This is a genomic window from Paracoccus sp. SM22M-07 (assembly GCF_001887735.1).
In the GTDB taxonomy this organism is placed as follows: Bacteria; Pseudomonadota; Alphaproteobacteria; order Rhodobacterales; family Rhodobacteraceae; genus Paracoccus.
The window spans coordinates 169,216-187,651 of sequence record NZ_JPKW01000004.1; the positions used below are offsets into that span (position 1 = coordinate 169,216).

18 protein-coding genes, 1 tRNA gene and 2 pseudogenes are annotated in these 18,436 nt (G+C 64.0%); 6 read left to right on the forward strand and 15 right to left on the reverse strand.

All coding sequences use genetic code 11. The features are described from left to right. Positions 1–261 precede the first annotated feature (261 nt). From IE00_RS07740 to IE00_RS07755, 4 genes are all read right to left on the reverse strand, one after another. Positions 262–1,038: an SDR family oxidoreductase gene (locus tag IE00_RS07740; RefSeq protein WP_072296504.1), complete on the reverse strand. Its 777-nt coding sequence runs from the start codon at positions 1,036–1,038 to the stop codon at positions 262–264. Further along, positions 1,035–1,961, reverse strand: coding sequence for a calcium/sodium antiporter (locus IE00_RS07745; protein ID WP_170864104.1), 927 nt, complete (start codon positions 1,959–1,961; stop codon positions 1,035–1,037). Before IE00_RS07745 ends, IE00_RS07740 begins: the two co-directional genes overlap by 4 nt. 105 nt (positions 1,962–2,066) lie before the next feature. Then, positions 2,067–2,849, reverse strand: a complete 783-nt coding sequence (locus IE00_RS07750) for a S49 family peptidase (RefSeq protein WP_240493817.1) — start codon at positions 2,847–2,849, stop codon at positions 2,067–2,069. 72 nt (positions 2,850–2,921) lie between these two features. Further along, positions 2,922–3,977 (reverse strand): LacI family DNA-binding transcriptional regulator, encoded by a 1,056-nt coding sequence (locus tag IE00_RS07755; RefSeq protein WP_072296505.1) that lies wholly within the window; start codon positions 3,975–3,977, stop codon positions 2,922–2,924. Between the two features lie 115 nt (positions 3,978–4,092). On the opposite strand from IE00_RS07755, the gene IE00_RS07760 reads away from it, so the two are divergent. Continuing rightward, positions 4,093–4,169 (forward strand) — tRNA-Arg (locus tag IE00_RS07760). A gap of 120 nt (positions 4,170–4,289) precedes the next feature. On the opposite strand, the pseudogene IE00_RS07765 reads toward IE00_RS07760, so the two are convergent. Continuing rightward, positions 4,290–4,555, reverse strand: a pseudogene (locus IE00_RS07765) (hypothetical protein); the annotation flags it as partial. Between the two features lie 51 nt (positions 4,556–4,606). On the opposite strand from IE00_RS07765, the pseudogene IE00_RS07770 reads away from it, so the two are divergent. The 3 genes and pseudogenes from IE00_RS07770 to IE00_RS07780 form a co-directional block, all read left to right on the forward strand. Further along, a pseudogene (locus tag IE00_RS07770) lies at positions 4,607–4,861 on the forward strand (transposase); the annotation flags it as partial. A 222-nt stretch (positions 4,862–5,083) separates the two neighbouring features. Further along, positions 5,084–5,692, forward strand: a complete 609-nt coding sequence (locus IE00_RS07775) for a hypothetical protein (protein ID WP_072296508.1) — start codon at positions 5,084–5,086, stop codon at positions 5,690–5,692. Between the two features lie 1,220 nt (positions 5,693–6,912). After that, the gene (locus IE00_RS07780) at positions 6,913–8,322 is read left to right on the forward strand and encodes a hypothetical protein (RefSeq protein WP_139291366.1); all 1,410 of its coding nucleotides are present in this window, start codon (positions 6,913–6,915) and stop codon (positions 8,320–8,322) included. Between the two features lie 90 nt (positions 8,323–8,412). On the opposite strand, the gene IE00_RS07785 is transcribed toward IE00_RS07780, so the two are convergent. Together IE00_RS07785 and IE00_RS19720 are read right to left on the reverse strand one after the other, a co-directional pair. Then, positions 8,413–9,129, reverse strand: a complete 717-nt coding sequence (locus tag IE00_RS07785; RefSeq protein WP_072296510.1) for a hypothetical protein — start codon at positions 9,127–9,129, stop codon at positions 8,413–8,415. A 96-nt stretch (positions 9,130–9,225) separates the two neighbouring features. Beyond that, positions 9,226–9,468: a hypothetical protein gene (locus IE00_RS19720; protein ID WP_139291367.1), complete on the reverse strand. Its 243-nt coding sequence runs from the start codon at positions 9,466–9,468 to the stop codon at positions 9,226–9,228. Here IE00_RS19720 and IE00_RS07790 point away from each other — a divergent pair. After that, positions 9,467–9,895, forward strand: coding sequence for a pore-forming ESAT-6 family protein (locus IE00_RS07790; RefSeq protein ID WP_072296511.1), 429 nt, complete (start codon positions 9,467–9,469; stop codon positions 9,893–9,895). The genes IE00_RS19720 and IE00_RS07790 overlap by 2 nt on opposite strands. A gap of 74 nt (positions 9,896–9,969) precedes the next feature. Here the strand turns inward: IE00_RS07790 and IE00_RS07795 are convergent, their stop codons facing one another. The 7 genes from IE00_RS07795 to IE00_RS07825 form a co-directional block, all read right to left on the reverse strand. After that, positions 9,970–11,199, reverse strand: coding sequence for an AI-2E family transporter (locus IE00_RS07795; RefSeq protein ID WP_240493818.1), 1,230 nt, complete (start codon positions 11,197–11,199; stop codon positions 9,970–9,972). 175 nt (positions 11,200–11,374) lie between these two features. Beyond that, positions 11,375–12,601: a saccharopine dehydrogenase family protein gene (locus IE00_RS07800; RefSeq protein ID WP_072296513.1), complete on the reverse strand. Its 1,227-nt coding sequence runs from the start codon at positions 12,599–12,601 to the stop codon at positions 11,375–11,377. Between the two features lie 40 nt (positions 12,602–12,641). Next, entirely contained in the window at positions 12,642–13,736 is a 1,095-nt protein-coding gene (gene nspC, locus IE00_RS07805) for a carboxynorspermidine decarboxylase (RefSeq protein ID WP_170864115.1), read from the reverse strand. A 121-nt stretch (positions 13,737–13,857) separates the two neighbouring features. Further along, positions 13,858–14,253 carry a hypothetical protein gene (locus IE00_RS07810; protein WP_072296515.1) on the reverse strand — a complete coding sequence of 132 codons (396 nt, stop codon included), beginning with the start codon at positions 14,251–14,253 and terminating at the stop codon, positions 13,858–13,860. Positions 14,254–14,263: 10 nt separating this feature from the next. After that, positions 14,264–15,049: a DUF6478 family protein gene (locus IE00_RS07815; RefSeq protein ID WP_072296516.1), complete on the reverse strand. Its 786-nt coding sequence runs from the start codon at positions 15,047–15,049 to the stop codon at positions 14,264–14,266. Positions 15,050–15,246: 197 nt separating this feature from the next. Beyond that, a complete protein-coding gene (locus IE00_RS07820) occupies positions 15,247–15,585 on the reverse strand; it encodes a 4a-hydroxytetrahydrobiopterin dehydratase (protein ID WP_072296517.1) in 339 nt (112 codons plus the stop codon). Positions 15,586–15,597: 12 nt separating this feature from the next. Further along, on the reverse strand, positions 15,598–16,389 hold the full coding sequence (locus IE00_RS07825) for a phenylalanine 4-monooxygenase (protein WP_072296518.1): 792 nt from the start codon (positions 16,387–16,389) through the stop codon (positions 15,598–15,600). 118 nt (positions 16,390–16,507) lie between these two features. Here IE00_RS07825 and IE00_RS07830 point away from each other — a divergent pair, with 118 nt between their 5' ends. Further along, the gene (locus tag IE00_RS07830) at positions 16,508–16,969 is read left to right on the forward strand and encodes an Lrp/AsnC family transcriptional regulator (protein ID WP_072296519.1); all 462 of its coding nucleotides are present in this window, start codon (positions 16,508–16,510) and stop codon (positions 16,967–16,969) included. 4 nt (positions 16,970–16,973) lie between these two features. On the opposite strand, the gene cls is transcribed toward IE00_RS07830, so the two are convergent. Continuing rightward, entirely contained in the window at positions 16,974–18,410 is a 1,437-nt protein-coding gene (gene cls / locus IE00_RS07835) for a cardiolipin synthase (protein ID WP_240493819.1), read from the reverse strand. Positions 18,411–18,436: the final 26 nt, after the last annotated feature.

The window sequence follows — 18,436 nt, forward strand, 5'->3', positions numbered from 1 at the left end:
GCGCTGCGGGCGCAAGGTGAAAGCTTTCCACGGAATCTGTGGATAATTCTGTGGGCCGCCTGTGAGGGATGCCCGAGTCGGCCAGCAAACGTTACAGTTCCGTGAACTTGCCCACAAATTAGGCAGATAGGAAGGGCATTGATTTTGCTGGATAATTATTATTCAGGCCGGTTGTGGATAGAAATGACATGCCCAATTCGCAAGATATAGGCGCTTGACCGGGTCGCGTGGACAAGATGCAGCGACCGGCCCGTTCCGGCCCTATTCGCGACCGATGATGTCGGGGGTCTGCCATGCCAGATGTTGCCCTCCGTCCACACAGATCAGCTGGCCCGTGACCGCCCGCGCATCCAGGAAATAGCCAAGCGCCTGGGTGATGCCGGCGGGGTCCGACCCGCGCTTCAGCACCGTGCCCGCGCGCTGTGCATCGAAATGGGCCTGGCTTTGGCGGGCGCCGATCAGGGTCGGGCCGGGGCCGATGGCGTTCACGCGGATATCGGGGGCCAGCGCCTGCGCGGCGGTGCGGGTCAGGGCCCACAGCCCCGCCTTGGCCAGCGAATAGGTCATGAATTCCGGTGTAGGCTTCAGCACCCGCTGATCGACCATGTTGACGACCAGCGCCTGCGCCTGGGGTTCGCCGTTTTCGTCGGGCAGGGCCTTGGGGGCCTGCGCCGCGAAGGCCTGGATCAGCTGGAAGGGCGCGCGCAGGTTCGACCCGATGTTGCGGTCCCAATCCTGCATCGTGGCACTGTGGATGTTGTCGTAATCAAAGACCGAGGCATTGTTGACCAGCACGGCCAGCTGTCCCATCGCCTGCGCCACCTGCGGGACCAGTGCCGCCGTGGCATCGGGGTCCAGCAGATCGGCCTGGAACAGCTGCGCCCGCACGCCAAGGGCGCGGGCATCGGCGGCGGTGCGTTCGGCATCGTCCTGCGATCCGGCATAGTGGATGGCGACGTCATGGCCGCGTTCAGCCAAGTACAGCGCCATATGCCGACCCAGCCGTTTCGCCGCGCCGGTGACCAGCGCCACGGTCATAGAAGGACCCAGACATAGGCGGCGTAACCCGCCAGAAGCGCGCCCCCCACGGGGCGGGTCAGCGCGATGCCCTTGAACAGGAACGGCGCCAGCAGGGCCGAGGTGGCCAGCATCACCCACAGATCAAGGCGCAGCATTTCCGGCGGGATCGGCAAGGGCGTCACGATCGAGGTGATGCCCAGGATCGCCAGGATGTTGAAGATGTTCGACCCCACCACGTTGCCAAGCGCCATGTCGGCCCGCCCCTTCAGCGCCGCCGCGACCGAGGCCGCAAGTTCGGGCAAGGAGGTGCCGACCGCCACAAGCGTCAGGCCGATCACCGTGTCGCTGATGCCGAAATCCTGCGCGATCTGGGTGGCGCCGTTCACCAGCAGGTTCGCCCCAAGCGGCAGCGCGACAAGCCCGCCCCCCAGCCACAGCGCGATGCGCAGGCCGCGGGCGCCCGGTTCGGCGCCCTCGATCTCGTCGCTGTCATCGACCCGGCCCGTGGACAGCTGACGCCACAGCACCGCCACCAGCGCCAGCAGCAGCACGATGCCGCCCCACATGCCGATGCGGCCCGTCGCCGCCAGCCCGATCAGCAGGACCGAGGCCCCCATCATCATCGCCCAGCTTTCGCGCAGGTCATGACCCTTGGTCGTCACGACCGACACCAGCGCGGTGAAGCCAAGGATCACCAGCACGTTGGCGATGTTCGATCCGACCACGTTGCCCAGGGCAATGCCGCTGGACCCGCCAAGCGCCGCCGAAAGCGACACCAGAAGTTCGGGCGCCGAGGTGCCGAAGGCCACCACGGTCAGGCCCACGACCAATGGCGTGATCCCCAGCCGAAGCGCCAGGTTGACAGCACCCTTCACCAGCAGGTCGCCGCCCAGAACAAGCAGGGCAAGTCCGCCCAGCACAAGCAAGATGTCAACGATCACGACGTCCGATCCCCAGATATTTTCTCAGCGCCCGGCGAAAGGCCGGGCCGCGAACAAGTGCCATGGCCACCATGACCAGCAAAAAGACAAGAACGATGCGGATGCTCATCCGCGGGTGCCGAAGCTTTGGAAGGCCGCGCGTTCCTCGGCGGCGTCGATCAGCGCTTCGGCCGACAGGCCAAGACGGCGGAACAAGGGCTTGCGGATGCCATGGACCTGGAAGGCCACCTTGTCGCTGTAAAGGGCCTTCATCTTGGGCACCAGATGCGCGATGCCATCGGCCAACCCCAGTTCGACCGCTTGGCGGCCCGCCCAGAATTCGCCGGTGAACAAGTCGCGATCGGCAGCCAGTCGCATGCCGCGGCGGTCGCGGACATGGGCCTTGAAGGCTTCGTGGATGGGTTCAAGAATGGCGTGCAGACGCGCCACATCCTCGGGGTTCTGGGGGCGGAACGGGTCCAGCGTCGATTTCGACGTCCCCGCCGTGTGGACGCGCCGTTCGATCCCCCATCGTTCGATCAGCTGGTTGAAGCCGAACCCGGCCGAGATCACCCCGATCGATCCCAGGATCGAGCTGTCATCCGCCCAGATCTGGTCGGCGGCGCAGGCCAGCCAATACCCGCCCGACGCGGCCACATCCTCGACGAAGGCATGGACGGGGATGTCGCGTTCGTCAGCCAGGCGGCGGATGCGGGCGGCGATCAGGGATGACTGGACGGGCGATCCGCCGGGCGAATTCACGATCAGCGCCACCGCGACGGGCTTGCCCTTGCGGAAGGCGCGTTCGATCATGGGCGCCAGGGCCGCATCGTTCAGACCGCCCCCCCTTCCCGATCCACCAATGGTGCCGGACAGGCGAATGACCGCAATACGCGGCCGGCGGGACATCAAACGGCTGATAAACGGAATATCCATGGCTGACAGATAGGCACAAGCGGTCCCCATCACAAGCCGCCGCGATCAGGCCGGAATGTCGCGGTCCAAGGGCGTGCGCGACCCCGGATCGCGGATGGTATCACCGGGGATGAAGGTGGGATTCAGGGCGATGATGCGATCCTCGGGGCCGGCATCCTTGCCCGCGACCAGCCGCGCCGCGCGCCGCCCGATATCGACGCGCCGCGCATCCGTCGTGGCCAGGCGCATCGGCAACCCGTCCAGCAGATCGACCCCGTTGAAGCCCGCCAGCCCGATCCGCCCCGGCACGTCATAGCCCTTGTCGATGCAATGAAGCAGCCCGCCCGCCCCGATCATGTCATTCGAGAAATAGAGGAAATCCAGATCCGGCGCGCGTGTTAGGATCCGATCGGTCAATTCGCGCCCCTTCAGCAGGGACGATCCGCCCTGGTAATATTCCCGCGCTTCCAGCTGCACGCCAGCGCGCGCCAGCCCTTCCTCGAAGCCCAGGAGCCGTTTGCGCGCACGATGATCTTCGGGCATATGCGTCCCGACGAACCCGATCCGGCGATAGCCGGCGGCCAAGATGCGGTCGGCCATTTCCCGGCCCGCGCGAATATGGCTGATGCCGACCAGGGTATCGATGCCTTCGCCGTCCACATCCATGATCTCGATCACCGGGATGCCGCTGTTCTGCAGCATGGCGCGCGATGCCTTGCTGTGTTCCAGCCCGGCCAGGATGACGCCCGACGGCCGCCAGGACAGCATGTCGTAGAGCACCATCTCCTCGCGCGCGGGGGAATAGTTGGTGACGCCGATCACCGGCTGCAGCCCGGTATCGTCCAGTTCCGCCGAAATGCCGCCCAGCACGTCGGGAAAGACCAGGTTCGACAGCGACGGGATGACGACCGCGATCAGGTTCACCCGCTGGCTGGCCAGCCCGCCCGCGATCTTGTTGGGCACATATCCCAGCATCTTGGCCGCGGTCAGCACCTTTTCGCGCGTGGCAGCCGAGACGTCACCCCGGTTGCGCAGCACACGGCTGACGGTCATTTCCGAGACACCCGATGCCTCGGACACATCACGAAGGGTCAGAGGTCGGCGCGGGCGTGTGGGGATCATGGGACCGGTTCTTCAAATGGGTCAGACGATGTTAGCGAAACCATCGGGCAGCGACAACCATAACCAAGCTGCCGCTTGCCAAAGCCCTGCGACGCCCATTAAAGGTCAGCAAGGCGGCCCCGTGGCTCAACTGGATAGAGCAGCCCCCTCCTAAGGGGCAGGTTACAGGTTCAAGTCCTGTCGGGGTCACCAATTGACCCGCCCCTATTGAATGGTCGGCTTCAGTCTTGGTGCATGACCGTCCTCGATGCCAAGGCAGGTGTCGACTGGAGAGATGATCGATCTGGCTTTGACGGCCAGTGGATGGCCTCCGGCACGGCGGCGGGCGGGGCTCAGAAGTTTCCCGAGGCGTTCGGCCAAGCCTTACCCTTCAAAATAAACTTCTCGAGCGTCAGGTCCGAGATGGCCTTCCGCAGGCGCTCCCTCGCCAGCGGTTCCCGGACCGATGGCGAACCGATGGCTCGATCCTTCTCCAGCTCTTTCAGCCGCTCAACCTGGTCGAACTTCAGCCCACCAGCCTCCTTGCGCCACCGGTAGTGGGTAAACTGCGTCACGCCGATCAGCCGCACCGCGTCGGAATGTCCCTCGGTTCAATGTAGAGTTTGTTTCATCACGAAGGAGCAGACGACATGAGGAAAAGCCGCTTCACAGAGGCGCAGATCATCGGGATGCTCAAGGAACGGGAAGCCGGCAGGACGACGGCCGAGGTCTGTCGCCGGCATGGACCGAGCCCGGCGACGTTCTACAAGCTCAGGGCCAAGTATGGCGGCATGCACGTTTCCGATGCCCAGGGGCTGAGGGCGCTTGAGGACGAGAATGGCAATCTGAAGCGGCTCCCGGCAGATGCCATGCTCGATAATGCCGTGTTGAAGGACCTTTTTGGATCTAGGCCATGGGACGCCGCTGGTCCAAGGACCATGGCTGAGCCCTGACGACACCGAAAGCACGGCGGGGCGCGGATTTGAACGGCAGTTGCAGGCTCTTCATGTCGATCCTTGTTGCCAGCAGGCCGAAAAGCGTGCTTGGGCAGCCCCTAGACGTCTGCTGCCCCTGGTGATCTTCTGGCTGGGCGACAGAACGGATGCACCATCTCAGAGGGAATCAACTTGAGCATATTCACAGAAGAAGAAGCCGCCGACTTGATAAAGCTGGACGATGCAAAGCTGTCAAAAGCAGCTGGCATCCGCGGTGACCGCAAAACATGGATGATCGTCGGTTCTGTATTGTGCGGCAAGCATTCCACCATAAACGGATATTTCAACGCACGGGGCAGGGTTAGGCTTGGAAACTACTGCTCTGTCGGTCGGTTCGTGTCGATCCACTCGGGCAATCACCGCACCGATATGCCGAACCAACAGGTTGCGTTCAGCAAGCGGTTCGGCTTCAAGCCAGCGTTCAAACTGCAACGCGTCGAAGTGGGCCACAACGTTTGGCTTGGCGACAAAGTGAGCATCCTGGCTGGGGTCACGGTAGGCCATGGGGCAGTTGTCGCCGCTGGCGCTGTAGTGGCCTCTGACGTACCCCCGTTCGCGATCGTCGGCGGAGTTCCGGCCAAGGTCATTCGCTATCGTTTCACGGAGAATGTCAGAGCTCAAATGCTGAAAATCCAATGGTGGGGCTGGTCTGACGAAAGGATCGCACGAAATGCGGAGTTCTTCGAAACTGCCTTGGATGCGGACACGGAATTCGACTTGCTTGGCGTGGTCAAGCCGTAACAGGGCGCTCTGGAAGCCAAATGGAACGGGGGATAGATTGCTTGGCGCCGCTGGCGTCTGACCATGTTGTGCCGCTGCCCCCGTTGCCACTTCAATGCCTATGTGATCGTCGTCCCCAATACTCACCAAATCTCAGCCATGGCGTAACCATCGCTTTCTGGTGACTGGCTGAGAACCCATGAGGCGTCTGGGAACGCGGCCGAGAAAGCGCGCCGGCCCATCGTGATGAGCGCGATTTCCACCTTCAGGTTTCACGACACCGTGGGTTTGCTCTTTTGTTCAGCGAACCAGCGCAAACCTTTGTTTCCTGTCCAAACCCAGAGATCGCACGCATGGGGGTTGAAATTCTGCGCAGATTTTCGGCCTCTGCGGGAAGGGGGGGACCCATCCCCTCCTAAGGCCGAGGTTACAGGTGCAGGTCCTGCCGGGGTCAACGGCATCTACTGAGCTTTTTGCCGATAAGGTGGCAAGCGGGCTGTTTCTGCTGATAGGGCGACCTTTCGCATCGGTGACAACGTGGCGGGTTGCATTCATGCCGCCTGTTGCTTGACCAATCTGGCTTATGCGGCGCCAATTCTTATCCTGCACCTACCGCTTCGATGTGCTTGGAATCACGAATATCGATCAAAGTCCGCGCATCACTCCGCGCATCACATCGTTCGTCAGGACAAACCAGCCAACGCGAATCGCGATGGACGGCAAGGGGTGGCGCATCGGCAACGTCTTCATCAGCCGCCCGTCGAGGCTCCTGGACTGCGCATGCGCTTATCTGCACGGGAGGGAAACTAGATCGCGGGGGCAAGATGTTGGATCACATCCTGCAATTACAACAAACGACAGACTACCCACGATGGGCCGCCGCCCGCCATGGGCTGCTTCGACAGAACCAAACAACAGGCACCGAAAATGGCTTACCCACACCCCAATACAGTCCCGGGATTGGGGATCGGCCGAATGGGCCATGAAGTTTCGATTCCAGCTGCGGTCGAAGACCTTGCATGAACGCGGTTCATCAGTGTCTTCAATGTGAGGACCGTCTGGCAGAATGCCTGCAAAGCCTTGCTCGATACCGGCCCATCGCTTTCAACCCAGCTGCGCCGCCGATACCACGTCGCGCGCCATGATCGTCTTCGACAGCCCTTCACCTTTCCGGGCGGCTCTGAAAGGCTGCGGGCCAAGCTGCATGGTGGTCCGCGCCGCCCGATCAGGAATTCTGCCCGATGCCACCGTCCTCTGCCCTGCCCGTAATGATCGCCCGCATCTGCATCTGCGTGGTGATCGCGACGGGGCTGATCCAGATCTTCTGGCCGATCGAATGGATGGCCTTTGCGGCGGGCGCGGCCCTGGTGGTGTTTTTTGCCATGACATGGCGGCAACTGACGGCAGTCAGCGTCGTGCCGATGGTGCTGGCCGCAGCGCTGGTCGGTGTTGCACTGGCGCAAGAGGTCGGGGTGCATGTCTTCGGCCATGCATTGGAACGAGCGGTTTTCCTGTCCTCGCTGCTGGCGCTGCTGGGGCTTTTGCGTACCGCTGCGGCGGCTGCCCCGGAAATCGCGCGTGCCGGTCGCTATCTGACGGCCCAGCCACCGGGGCGGCGCTATCTGGCGCTGAATTTCGGGGGGCATATCTTTGGCACGCTGATCAACCTGGGCGGGCTGGCGATCCTGCTGGACATGGCCATGCGAGCGATGGCGACCGGATCGGGGCATCTGCCGCCTGACCTGCAAGAGGTCAAGTTCCGCCGCATGACATTGGCCGTGACGCGGGGGTTCTCGCTGGTGGCGCTGTGGTCGCCGATGGGGTTCGCGGTCAATTCTCTGCTGATCTCGATGCCGTCGCTGGATTATCTGGATTTCGCGCCACTGGGGTTCGCATTGTCGTTCCTGTGTGCGGGCTATGGCTGGATGCTGGACAGGGTGACGGCCCCGCGCGGCAGGATCGTGGCGCAGCCTGCATCGCCGCCCGACCCCGCCGACGGAGGGGCGGTCTGGCTGCTGCTGCTGCATGTCGCGCTGCTGGGGGTGGCTGTCATTGCGCTGAACGCGCTGACGGCGCTCTCCTTCCAGCAATCCCTGCTGCTGGTGGTGCCCAGCTACAGCCTGGGCTGGGCCGCCTGGACCGGCGGCCGCGATGCCGCGACGGTCACCACGCAGGTCATGGGCGAGGCGGTATCACGCTTTCCGCTGGCGGCGTCGGAACTGGCGGTCTTTGCCTCGGCGGGGCTTCTCTCGGTGCTGGTGGTCGAGGTCATGCCGACCGAGGCGATCCGCCAGTTGGCCATCGACCTGCAACTGTCCGCCCTGCCGGTGCTGTGGATCTTTGCGGGATTGCTGTTCGGGCTGGGCTGCATCGGCATCAACCCGATCATCACCGCATCCGTGCTGGGAAGCCTTGGCAGCCAGCTGGCGATCCCGGGGCTGTCGGACACGGCCATCGCGGTTCAGTTGATCGGCATCTGGTCGGCGGTGATGTGCTTTTCGCCCTTCATCACCACGGTGGCCTATGCCGCATCGCTGGTGGGGCGCTCGGCCTTCACCGTCGGGTTGCGTTGGAACTGGAGCTACAGCATCGGCGTCGCCCTGATCTGGACGGCAGGCACGTCACTGGCGGTAGCGATGGGGTTTCTCTAGTTTTCCAAACAGAGGGGGTTGTGAAAAAACCGGGCCCCGTAAGGCCCGGTTTTTCTTGAACGTCATTTGTTCCCGATTGCCTTCGGGCTATCAGTTGGTGCTGTCGCCACCTTCCGAACCGCCATCGGAACCCGCATCACCGCCGGTGTCGCCGCCTGCATCGCCATCGCTGCCGGTGTCGCCATCACTTTCCGCGCCCGCATCCGCGCCGCCGTCCGTGCCTTCGGTATCGCCCATGCCTGCATCCGTGCCTGCATCGCTATCCCCGGCATTGCCCATATCGGCATCCGCCTCGGTTCCGGAATCGACGGTGCCGCCCAAGGTATCGGTGCCGGACGGATCGGTCGCCATTTCGGCGTCGCTGTCGCCATCGGCCACGTTATCCATCATCCGGTCGGCGATCGAAGGCTCGGCATCACCCGAACGATCCTGCGTCTCGACGCCGTCCACCGACACCAGCCGGCCGTTCGCGGTGCTGTAGACCAGCTCGGTCGGGACGCCGTCGCGCTGACCGGTCACGGTCAGCATCGGGCCCTTGCGGGTGATCTTGAGGTCGGTGAAACCCTGGCCGATCATCATGTCGATGATCGCGTCATTGTTTTCGACCTCTTCCAGAACCGGATAGTCATCCGCCCAGACGATCCCTTTGGAGGCTTCCGCATCCATCGCGCTTTCGGTGGCCAGAACGTCATTGCCGGTCGGGGTCGAGATGATGGTCGTTTCGGCCATGGCGGTACCCGCCATCAGCGCAGCGATTGCAGCGGCCTTGCCGCCCAGCATCAGAGTCTTGATCGAGGAATTCAACATGGTCGTTCTCCGTCATGTGATTGCCTTGATAACGCCTGTGGCCCCCGGATTCGTTCCCAAGGGTCCGTTGCGCCGCCAAGGCCAACCCACGCCCAATCACGCGCCGATCACCGCAATGTGCCTGAAAAACCGGGGTTTTTCTGGCATAAAAACGGGGATGGCCGGAACCTGCCGATTGCCCCCCCCTGAAAATCCGCCTGCGTGGCAGCCTTCCGCCGCAATTTTGCGCCGCCGGTTTTCGGGCGGGCAATTCCCGTCGATCACCCCTAGCTCTCTCTCAAGCGCCGCAAAGCCGTAAGGCCCGAAGACGCTCAAATGACGGAAAAGGAGAAATCGCATGATCCGCCATATCGCATTGGCCGTTGGCCTTGGACTGACCGCCCCTGTCGCCGTGATGGCACAGGATACCGCAGCACCCGCCGAGGCCCCTGCAGCCGAGGCGCCTGCACCGCAGCCCATGGATGCCGCCGCGACCTATGAAGCCGCACGCAACCAACTGGGCATTCTGAAATACTGCCAGGAACAGGGCTTTTCGGGGCAGGAAGCCGTCGACGCCCAGGCAAACCTGATCTCCATGCTGCCCGAAGGTGACCAGGAAACCGGCAAGACCGCTGAGGACAAGGGTGCGGCCGGCACAGTCGCCATTGGTGACGCCGAAATGTCGCTGAGCGATGCCGCCGAAAGCCAGAGCAGCAATGTCGAGGAGACCTGCAAGCAGATCGAGGCCGCCGTCAACCAGGCAGCCCCGGCGACCCCCGCAGGCTGATCCGGAACCCACTGCCGTAAAAACGAAACGCGGGTCGCCGAAGCGGCCCGCGTCTCGCATTCAGTGGGGGCGGGTCAGGACTGCGGGGCGTCGGGCGCGTCGGGATCGCCATGCGTCCGGGCCACCTCGGCCGTGACGGCGCGGGCAGCGGCCTCGTCCTCGGCCTCGGCACCGGCTTCGACCAGGTCGCGGGCGTCTTCCTGATCGTCATCCTCCAGCGCCGGGGGTTCGTCACCCGCCAGGAAGTTGCCGAACTTTTCCCATCCCGGAATGTGATCGGCCAGCACGCGCAGCACGACCAGCACCGGCACGGCGATGACCATCCCCAGAACCGACCACAACCAGGCCCACAGCGCGACGGCCAGGAACACGACCACGGTGTTCATCTGCAGGCGGCGAGAGACGAAATAGGGCGTGATGATCTGCCCCTCCAGCGAGGTCAGCCCCAGATAGCTGAGCGCAACCATCCCCGGCCAGAACAGCCCCGGCATCACGACCAGCGCCACCAGCCCCGAAATCGCCACGCCGGCAATCGCGCCCAGATAGGGAATGAAGTTCAGGATGAAGGCCCCCACCCCGAACAGCAACGCCCCCGGCATGCCCCAGGCCCACATCGACAATCCGACCGCGACGCCAAGGCCAGCGTTGATGATGGTGATGGCGCCCAGATAGTTGCCAAGCGAATCCTCGATCTCGCGCAGGGCCAGATAGGCGCCGCGCTTGTCGCGCATCCGATCAAAGCTCTGCACGATCTTCAGGTACAGCAGATCCCCCGAGGCGATCATGAAGAACAGCAGGATCAGCGTGAAGAAGGTCTGGCCCAGCAGCAGCGGCGCGGATTGGACCACCGTGCCCAGCGTCGTCGCGCCCTGCTGTTCCACCTTGATCGAAGTTTCGCCTTCATCCTCGGGCGTGACATCCTGCGCCTCGTCGATGCGTTGGGCGGCGGCGCGCAGATCCGACAGCGAATCACGGACGCTGTCGAACTTGGACTCCAGCTGCTGGCTGATGATCGGCATGTTGGTCATCGCGCGGCTGATCGGACCGCTGGCCGCATAGGCCAGGATCGCCACGGCCAGCATGATCGACACCGTGACGCCCAGCGCGGTCATTCCGTCCGGCACCCCGCGACGGCGCGCAAAACGGCGAAGCGGTGTGAAGACGAAGAACAACAGCAGCGCCATCGTCACGGGCATCAGAAAATCGCGGCCCGCCGCAAGGGCGGAAAAGGCCAGAATCAGAAAGATCCCGATCACGGCCCAATTGGCCATGCGCGGAACCGAACTGTCTTCCTTTCGTGGCATGCGTGGAAACAGATGTCCTTCAGGACCAGGCATCATAACCCCCGTTCGGCGCCGCGTCCCCCAACGCATCTGGCGCATTTCATTTTCGGTGCGAACGCAAGCGGCGGGCCGGATGTTCCGGCCCGCCGTCTGGCATAACAAAGATCAACCCAAGCCGCGCAGGGCGCAAGCAAATCTAGATCGCGTGATCGCCGGTGGCGTCGATGACGCGCGTCGGCAGACCCATCTGGCCCAGCAGTTCAAGGAAGGGCCGCGCGGGCAGTTCCTCGACATTGGCCATCTTGCGCACGTCCCACGGACCGCGCGCGATCAGGATGGCGGCGGCGACCGGCGGCACGCCCGCGGTATAGCTGATCCCCTGGCTGCCAACCTCGGTATAAGCGTCCTTGTGGTCGGCGACGTTATAGATGAACACCTCGCCCGGCTTGCCGTCGCGGGTGCCCTTGACCAGATCGCCGATGCAGGTCTTGCCCTCGTAATCGGGGGCCAGGCTGGCGGGGTCGGGCAGCACGGCCTTGACCACTTTCAGCGGCACGACCTCGTCGCCATTGGCCAGCTTGACGGGTTGTTCCGACAGCAGGCCAAGGTTCTGCAGCACCGTGAAGACGTTGATGTAATGTTCGCCGAACCCCATCCAGAAGCGGACATCGGCATCCTTGTAACGCGCAGACAGGCTGTGAACCTCGTCATGGCCCGACAGATAGGCGTTGCGCTTGCCGACGACGGGCAGGTCCCATTCGCGGCCGACCTCGAACATCTTGTTCGTCTTCCATTCGCCGCCCTGCCAGGAATAGACCGTGCCGGTGAATTCGCGGAAGTTGATCTCGGGGTCGAAATTGGTGGCGAACCAGCGGCCATGCGAACCGGCATTGATGTCGACGATATCGATGCTGTCGATCTTGTCGAAATATTCATCCTCGGCCAGGCGCGCATAGGCGTTCACCACGCCCGGATCGAAGCCCGCGCCCAAGACGGCGGTCACGCCGGCCTTGGCAACATCCTCGCGGCGCTTCCATTCGTAATTGCCGTACCAGGGGGGCGTTTCGCAGATCTTGGCGGGATCTTCGTGGATGGCCGTGTCGATATAGGCGGCACCGGTGCGGATGCAGCCCTCCAGCACGGTCATGTTGATGAAGGCCGTGCCCACGTTGATGACGATGCCGGCATCCGTCTTGCGGATCAGCGCCTCGACGGCGTCGCTGTCCATGGCGTCCAGCGCGTGGCTGGTGAAGGGCATGTCATGGCCCTTGTCGCGCAAGGACCCGATGATGTCGTCGGCCTTGGATTGCGTCCGGTTCGCGATGTGCAGATCGCCGAATTCTTCCGCCCATTGCGCGACCTTGTGGGCAGTGACCTGCGCCACGCCCCCGGCACCGATGATGAGCACGTTCTTCTTCGCCAATTCTGTCTCCTTTCACAGGGTGGCAGAGTATGGGTGGCCTTTACGACAGGCTGCCTTTGTAATCGTCATAGGAAAAGCTGCGAACGGTGCGGATCGTTCCGTCCTCTTCCTTCAGGGCAATGGCAGGCATGGCCACGCCGTTGAACCAGTTCTTCTTGACCATCGTGTATCCGGCCGCATCCTGGATGCTGATCCGGTCACCGATCTGCAGGGGGCGATCAAAGCGCGCCTCGCCGAAGATGTCGCCGGCCAGGCAGGTCTTGCCCGCGATCTGATAGGCGTGATCGCCCGATTGCGGCAGCTTGGCATCCTCGCGATAGATCAGCAGGTCCAGCATGTGGGCCTCGGTGCTGCTGTCGACGATGGCGACGTCCTTGCCGTTGTTGATGATGTCCAGCACGCTGACCTCAAGCGTGGTGGTTTGGGTGATGCTGGCCTCGCCCGGCTCCAGATAGGCCTGGACGCCGAAACGGTCCTGGAACGCCTTCAGCCGGTCGGCCAGGCGCTGCAGCGGATAGCCTTCGCCGGTGAAATGGATGCCACCCCCCAGCGAGACCCAGTCCAGACGGTGCAGCAGCGGCCCGAACTCATCCTCGATCCGGGTCAGCTGGCGGTCGAACAGGTCGAAATCGCCGTTCTCGCAGTTGTAGTGGATCATCACGCCGCTGATGCGGTCCAGCGCGGTTTCAAGCCGTTCCAGGTCCCATTCGCCAAGGCGGCTGAAGGGGCGCGCGGGATCGGCCAGATCGAAACCGCTGGTCGAAAACCGCGGGTTCAGCCGCAGGCCGATGGCGATATCCTTGGCCTTGTCGGCATAGCGGTCCAGCTGGGACAGGCTGTTGAAGATGATCTTGTCGGCATAGGACACGGCCTCGTCGATCTCGTGATCGGCCCAGGCCACGGAATAGGCGTGGGTTTCCTTGCCGAACTTCTCATGACCCAGATGCAGCTCGTAGAGCGATGACGACGTGGTGCCGTCCATATAGTCGCGCATCAGATCGAAGGTGGACCAGGTGGCATAGCATTTCAGCGCCAACAGCGCCTTGGCCCCCGATGCCTCGCGCAGCCAGGCGACCTTTTCCATATTGGCGCGCAGTTTCGCCATGTCGATCAGGTAATGGGGCGTCTGAGGCAAAGTCATGGGCGAACCTTATCATTCAAGCGCAGGGGCTGCGGACACGAAGCCCGCGATATAGCCATGCCCCCCGCTTTTCGCAAGGAAGCATGACGTCGCGATGAAGGTCGCGCAGCTGCGTTCATCCGCCACGCGAATTGGCCGCAAAACGGCGCAATTCGCGCTTCACCAACTCCAGCTCGGCGCGCAGCGCGGTGATCTCGGCGGTCATGTCATCGTCCAGGGGACGCCCCGCCAACAGCGGCAGGCGGGCCAGCAATTCGGCATCGGGATGGGCCTCGGCCCCTGCTTCGCCCGCATCCGCGCGCAGCAGCAGCGTCTGCATCCCCTCAGACAGCACCTCGCGCGGCAGGTCGACCTCGACCAGGGACGCGCCCTCGCCATCGGCGGTCATGCGACCCTCGGCCATGACCGCGCCGTTCAGGATCAGGGTGATGCGGGCGGGGGCGCCTTGCGGATGGGTCAGGCGGCCGCGCCACAGACCACCCTTCAGACCGTGGCTCTCGAACTGCATCATGGTCGTCTCCTCAGATCTGGGCGCGGGCGTGGCGGGATAGCACGACATCGCGCAGCGCCACGGCATTCATGAAGGGGGATTCGAAGATCACGTCCACCCAGGCCTTTTCGACCGATCGTTGGGACATGTCGGCATAGCCCAGGTCGAATTCGATCAGCCGACTGCAATTGGCGCCCTCGATCGGGTCGCCCATCTGGCGCAGGATCTTTTCGGTATTGGGACCCTGCTGGATGTTCAGCCGGGCATAGACGGTGATCGCCCGTTCCGATTGCAGCGTCGTCGCCAGCCGCAGGATGTGATGCCCGCCCAGACCTTCCAGCGCCTGGGGCGGCAGCCCCAGCGAAAAGGACAGGAAACTGCCCTCGAAACCCATCACCTCCAGCGCCAGGGCGTAATCCGACAGGTCGGTGGCACGGCGGTTGCGCATCTGGCGCAGGATGACCGCCCGCTGCGGGCAGTCGTGAAACAGCGCCACCTCGTCGGACAGCCAGCGCCCGCTGACCGGGGCGACCAGCGCGGGCATCGCGTTGCGGGCGCGCAAGATCTCGGGGCGCCAGCGCCAGTCGGTGCCGGCGGGCAATTCCATCCGCGACAGGGAATCGCGGCTGCCAAGCGACCGGATTTCGATGGTGTGCAGATAACGGGTCAGCACCTGCTGAAGGTCGCGGGCCTCGTCGCGCAATTCGTCGGGGACGGCACCGCGGCGGCGTTGGGCCTTGTCCAGCAGGCGCTGCCATTGCCGGGCGGCACGGGCGCGGATGCGTCGCGAAATCCAGCCAGTTTCAAGACGCGCCATGCACGATGCCCCCGTTCGATCGCCAGTCTCGGGGCCGCGCCGCGGGAACCGCGACATCCGCCGATGGCCGCCTTCGCAAGGACAGGCCGAAAGGCTGTCACCGGGCGAACCGTCATCCGTTACAGCCCCTTACACCATCCCCCAAGGAATAGCGGCAGATGGGGATCGGAACAAGTCTCTCGCGGCCAACGCGCCTGTCAGGCGACCAGCGCGTCCAGACGGGCGGCGCAGATCAGGTCGTTTTCGGTCAGGCCGCCGGCCTCGTGGGTGGTGAAGGTGACGGCGCAATAGCCCCAGCCGAAGGCGATGTCGGGGTGGTGGCCCTGCTTGTTGCCCAGCCAGGCGGCCAGGTTCGCCATCTCGACCGCCTTGGCGAAGCCCTTAAAGGCAAAACGGCGGGTGATCTGCGTCGCGTCATCGGACAGGGTCCAGTCGGTCAGCTGGGCGACGCGGTCGTGCGCGGTGGCCGCATCGAAGGGGGCGATGCCCCCCGCGCAGGGTTCGCAGGTCTTGTCGGCAAGATTGCAGGTGGTCATGGCGGCGTCCTTTCAGGCTGCGGTCTTGGGCGGATATTTCGGCGCGTGCAGCCCCAGACGGCGGGCCTGGGCCACATCGGCCAGCAGGTCGCGGCGGGCGGCGGCGAACAGATCGTCCAAGTCTTCTATCACGAAATAGACCGGCTGGTGGATGTCGATCCGGTAAGGCGTGCGCAGGATGTCGATCACGTCAAAGGGCCGCAGCTCCGGCTGGCCCGACAGCGACCAGGGCAGTTCGGTCACCGAACTGGCAAGCCCGCTGCCCAGGGCCTTCAATTCGCCATCCTGCCGCATCAGCCCGAATTCGATCGAGAACCAGTAAAGGCGGATCAGCCAGGCGTAATCGGCCTTGTCGCAACGCGTGCCCGCCTGTCCGATCGCCTGGCTGAACCCCGCGAAGGCCGGATCGGTCAGCAAGGGCGTGTGGCCAAAGATCTCGTGGAAGATGTCGGGTTCCTCGATATAGTCGAAATGCTTGCGCTTGCGGATGAAACTGGCGGCGGGAAAGGCCTTGTCGGCCAGCATCCCGAAGAACTTGCCGAACCCGATCAGCGCCGGCACCGGTTCGACCCGCCAGCCGGTCAGCCCGCCCAGCCGGGCCGAGATGTCGGGGCATTGCGGGACCCGGTCGGCGGACATCTGCAACAGCTCCAGCCCCCGCAGATAGGGGGTGGCCATGTGGCGGCGCACGGCGGGCAGCTGCTGGGCGTAAAGGTCGCGCCAGACGGCATCCTCCTCGGCGTCATAGGCGATGAAGCCATCCGCGTCGGGGTGCTTGGCGTCATATTCGGTCGATTTCGGCATGACATATCCTCCCTTTGGTCCAGATTACCGAAGGGATGGGAAAAACCTTGCCGGATATGCGTGCCGCAGTGCATTCTGGGGCATATGATTCCTGCTTTTTACCCACAAAAGGCACAGCATGCCCCCGCTTGACGATATCGACCGCCGCATCCTGCGCCTGCTGCAGGATGACGCGACCCTCTCGACCCAAGCTTTGGCCGACGCGGCGGGGCTGTCGGCCTCGCCCGCCTGGCGCAGGCTGCGCCGCCTGACCGAGGAGGGCGTGATCGAACGGCAGGTGGCCATCGTCGCGCCCGCCAAGGCAGGGCTGCACGCGATGGCGCATGTGCAGGTCTCACTGTTGGATCATACCGAGGCGACGCTGGCCCGCTTCGACCGCTTCGTCCAGTCCGAGGATCAGATCATGGAATGCGCCACCATCACCGGCACCTCGGATTACCAGCTCAAGATCGTCGCCGCCAATCCCGAAGGGCTGGAACATTTCCTGATGCGCCGGATGCTGCCCCTGGGCATCATCCGCAGCACGGTGACGCATTTCGTGCTGCGCCAGACGAAATACCGCACCGCCCTGCCCGTCTGACCGGTCACAGAAGGGGCGCTGCCAGTGCCATCAAATTGTTGCGCAGGCGGCGCAGCAGGCTCCAGCCTCGGACCTGGTCCAGGGTGATGGGACGGGCGCGGGCGACATAGCTGGCCTGGCGCGCATCCAGCTGGCCCACCAGGTCGGGGTCGAAGATGGCCATGTTGACCTCATAGTTCAGCTCGAAGCTGCGACGGTCCAGATTGGCGCTGCCCAGCATCGCCATGCGCCCGTCGACGGTCATCACCTTGGCATGCAGCAACCCCGGTTCGAACAGCATCAGCCGCACCCCCGCCGCCAGCAGACCGTAATAGAAACCCTGCGCCGTCGCCCCCACGATCAGGCTGTCGTTGCGGGCGGGCAGGATCATGGTCACCTGGACCCCGCGCCGCGCCGCCGCCCGGATCGCCGCATCCAGCGCCGCGTCGGGCACGTAATAGGGCGTGGTCACGACGACATTGTGCCGCGCAGCATGCAGCATCCCCGCCATGCAGTCCGACACGCTGCCGGCGCGCAGGTCCGGTCCGGTCGCCACCACCTGGCCCACCGTCTGGCCATCCGGCACGGCCGGCACCAGTTGCAGCATGTGACCCAGGTCGCGTCCGGTATAGCTCATCCAGTCGCCCAGAAAGACCGATTGCAGCTGGCGCACGACCGGTCCTTCGACCTGCACCAGTAGATCGACCCAGGGGCCAAAGCGCGCCTTGACGGCAAAGGCCGCATCCGCGCAGTTGCGGCTGCCGGTGAAGGCCAGACGGTTGTCGATCACCACGATCTTGCGGTGGTTGCGCAGGTCCAGCCGCTGGAACAGCACGCTGATGAAGGGCAACCCCCAGGGAAAGGCCGTCACGCATTCCGCGCCCGCCTGCTCCATCCGGCCCCACAGGGGCGACCGTACCAGGCCGCGCGACCCAAGCGCATCGACGATGATCCGGCATTGCACGCCGCGCCCCTCGGCGCGGATGATCGCCTCGGCCACCTTGGTCCCGCTGATGTCGGGCAGCCAGATATAGAACAGCAGGTGGACGTGATCGGTGGCCCGGTCGATGGCGCTGATGATGCGGTCGATCGCGTCATCCCCTTCGGACATCAGCGACATCCGGTTGCCGGTCAGCGCCGCCATCCCGCCCACCGATTCATTGGCCGCGATCACCGGTTGGGCATGGTCGGGCGGATCGCGCAGCTGGGCGGGGCTGTTGGTCCACATGCCGGTCAGCCGGTCGCGCACGTCGGCCATGCGCTGAACCTCGGCGTGATTCATGCGGATCTCGCCGAACAGCAGATAGGCGATGACGCCCACCAGCGGCACGGCCTCGACCACCATGATCCAGACCAGCCGGACCGACGGTTCCATACGCGGGCGCAACAGCACCCGCACGATGATCGCCAGCGACAACGCGCTGTGCATCAGAAAGAAGATCGTCGCCCACATGGCGCGCATCATCCTTGCGGCACCGGGTAATTGCA

Coding starts and splice junctions, on each gene's coding strand:
- IE00_RS07750 (WP_240493817.1), bottom strand. CDS start 2,849: ATGTCCCGCCGGCCGCGTATTGCGGTCATTCGCCTGTCCGGCACCATT.
- IE00_RS19720 (WP_139291367.1), bottom strand. CDS start 9,468: ATGCGATTTCTCCTTTTCCGTCATTTGAGCGTCTTCGGGCCTTACGGC.
- IE00_RS07830 (WP_072296519.1), top strand. CDS start 16,508: ATGCCCCCGCTTGACGATATCGACCGCCGCATCCTGCGCCTGCTGCAG.
- IE00_RS07810 (WP_072296515.1), bottom strand. CDS start 14,253: ATGATGCAGTTCGAGAGCCACGGTCTGAAGGGTGGTCTGTGGCGCGGC.
- IE00_RS07795 (WP_240493818.1), bottom strand. CDS start 11,199: ATGCCACGAAAGGAAGACAGTTCGGTTCCGCGCATGGCCAATTGGGCC.
- IE00_RS07755 (WP_072296505.1), bottom strand. CDS start 3,977: ATGATCCCCACACGCCCGCGCCGACCTCTGACCCTTCGTGATGTGTCC.
- IE00_RS07820 (WP_072296517.1), bottom strand. CDS start 15,585: ATGACCACCTGCAATCTTGCCGACAAGACCTGCGAACCCTGCGCGGGG.
- IE00_RS07785 (WP_072296510.1), bottom strand. CDS start 9,129: ATGTTGAATTCCTCGATCAAGACTCTGATGCTGGGCGGCAAGGCCGCT.
- IE00_RS07815 (WP_072296516.1), bottom strand. CDS start 15,049: ATGGCGCGTCTTGAAACTGGCTGGATTTCGCGACGCATCCGCGCCCGT.
- cls (WP_240493819.1), bottom strand. CDS start 18,410: ATGCGCGCCATGTGGGCGACGATCTTCTTTCTGATGCACAGCGCGTTG.
- IE00_RS07780 (WP_139291366.1), top strand. CDS start 6,913: ATGCCACCGTCCTCTGCCCTGCCCGTAATGATCGCCCGCATCTGCATC.
- IE00_RS07740 (WP_072296504.1), bottom strand. CDS start 1,038: ATGACCGTGGCGCTGGTCACCGGCGCGGCGAAACGGCTGGGTCGGCAT.
- IE00_RS07790 (WP_072296511.1), top strand. CDS start 9,467: ATGATCCGCCATATCGCATTGGCCGTTGGCCTTGGACTGACCGCCCCT.
- IE00_RS07825 (WP_072296518.1), bottom strand. CDS start 16,389: ATGCCGAAATCGACCGAATATGACGCCAAGCACCCCGACGCGGATGGC.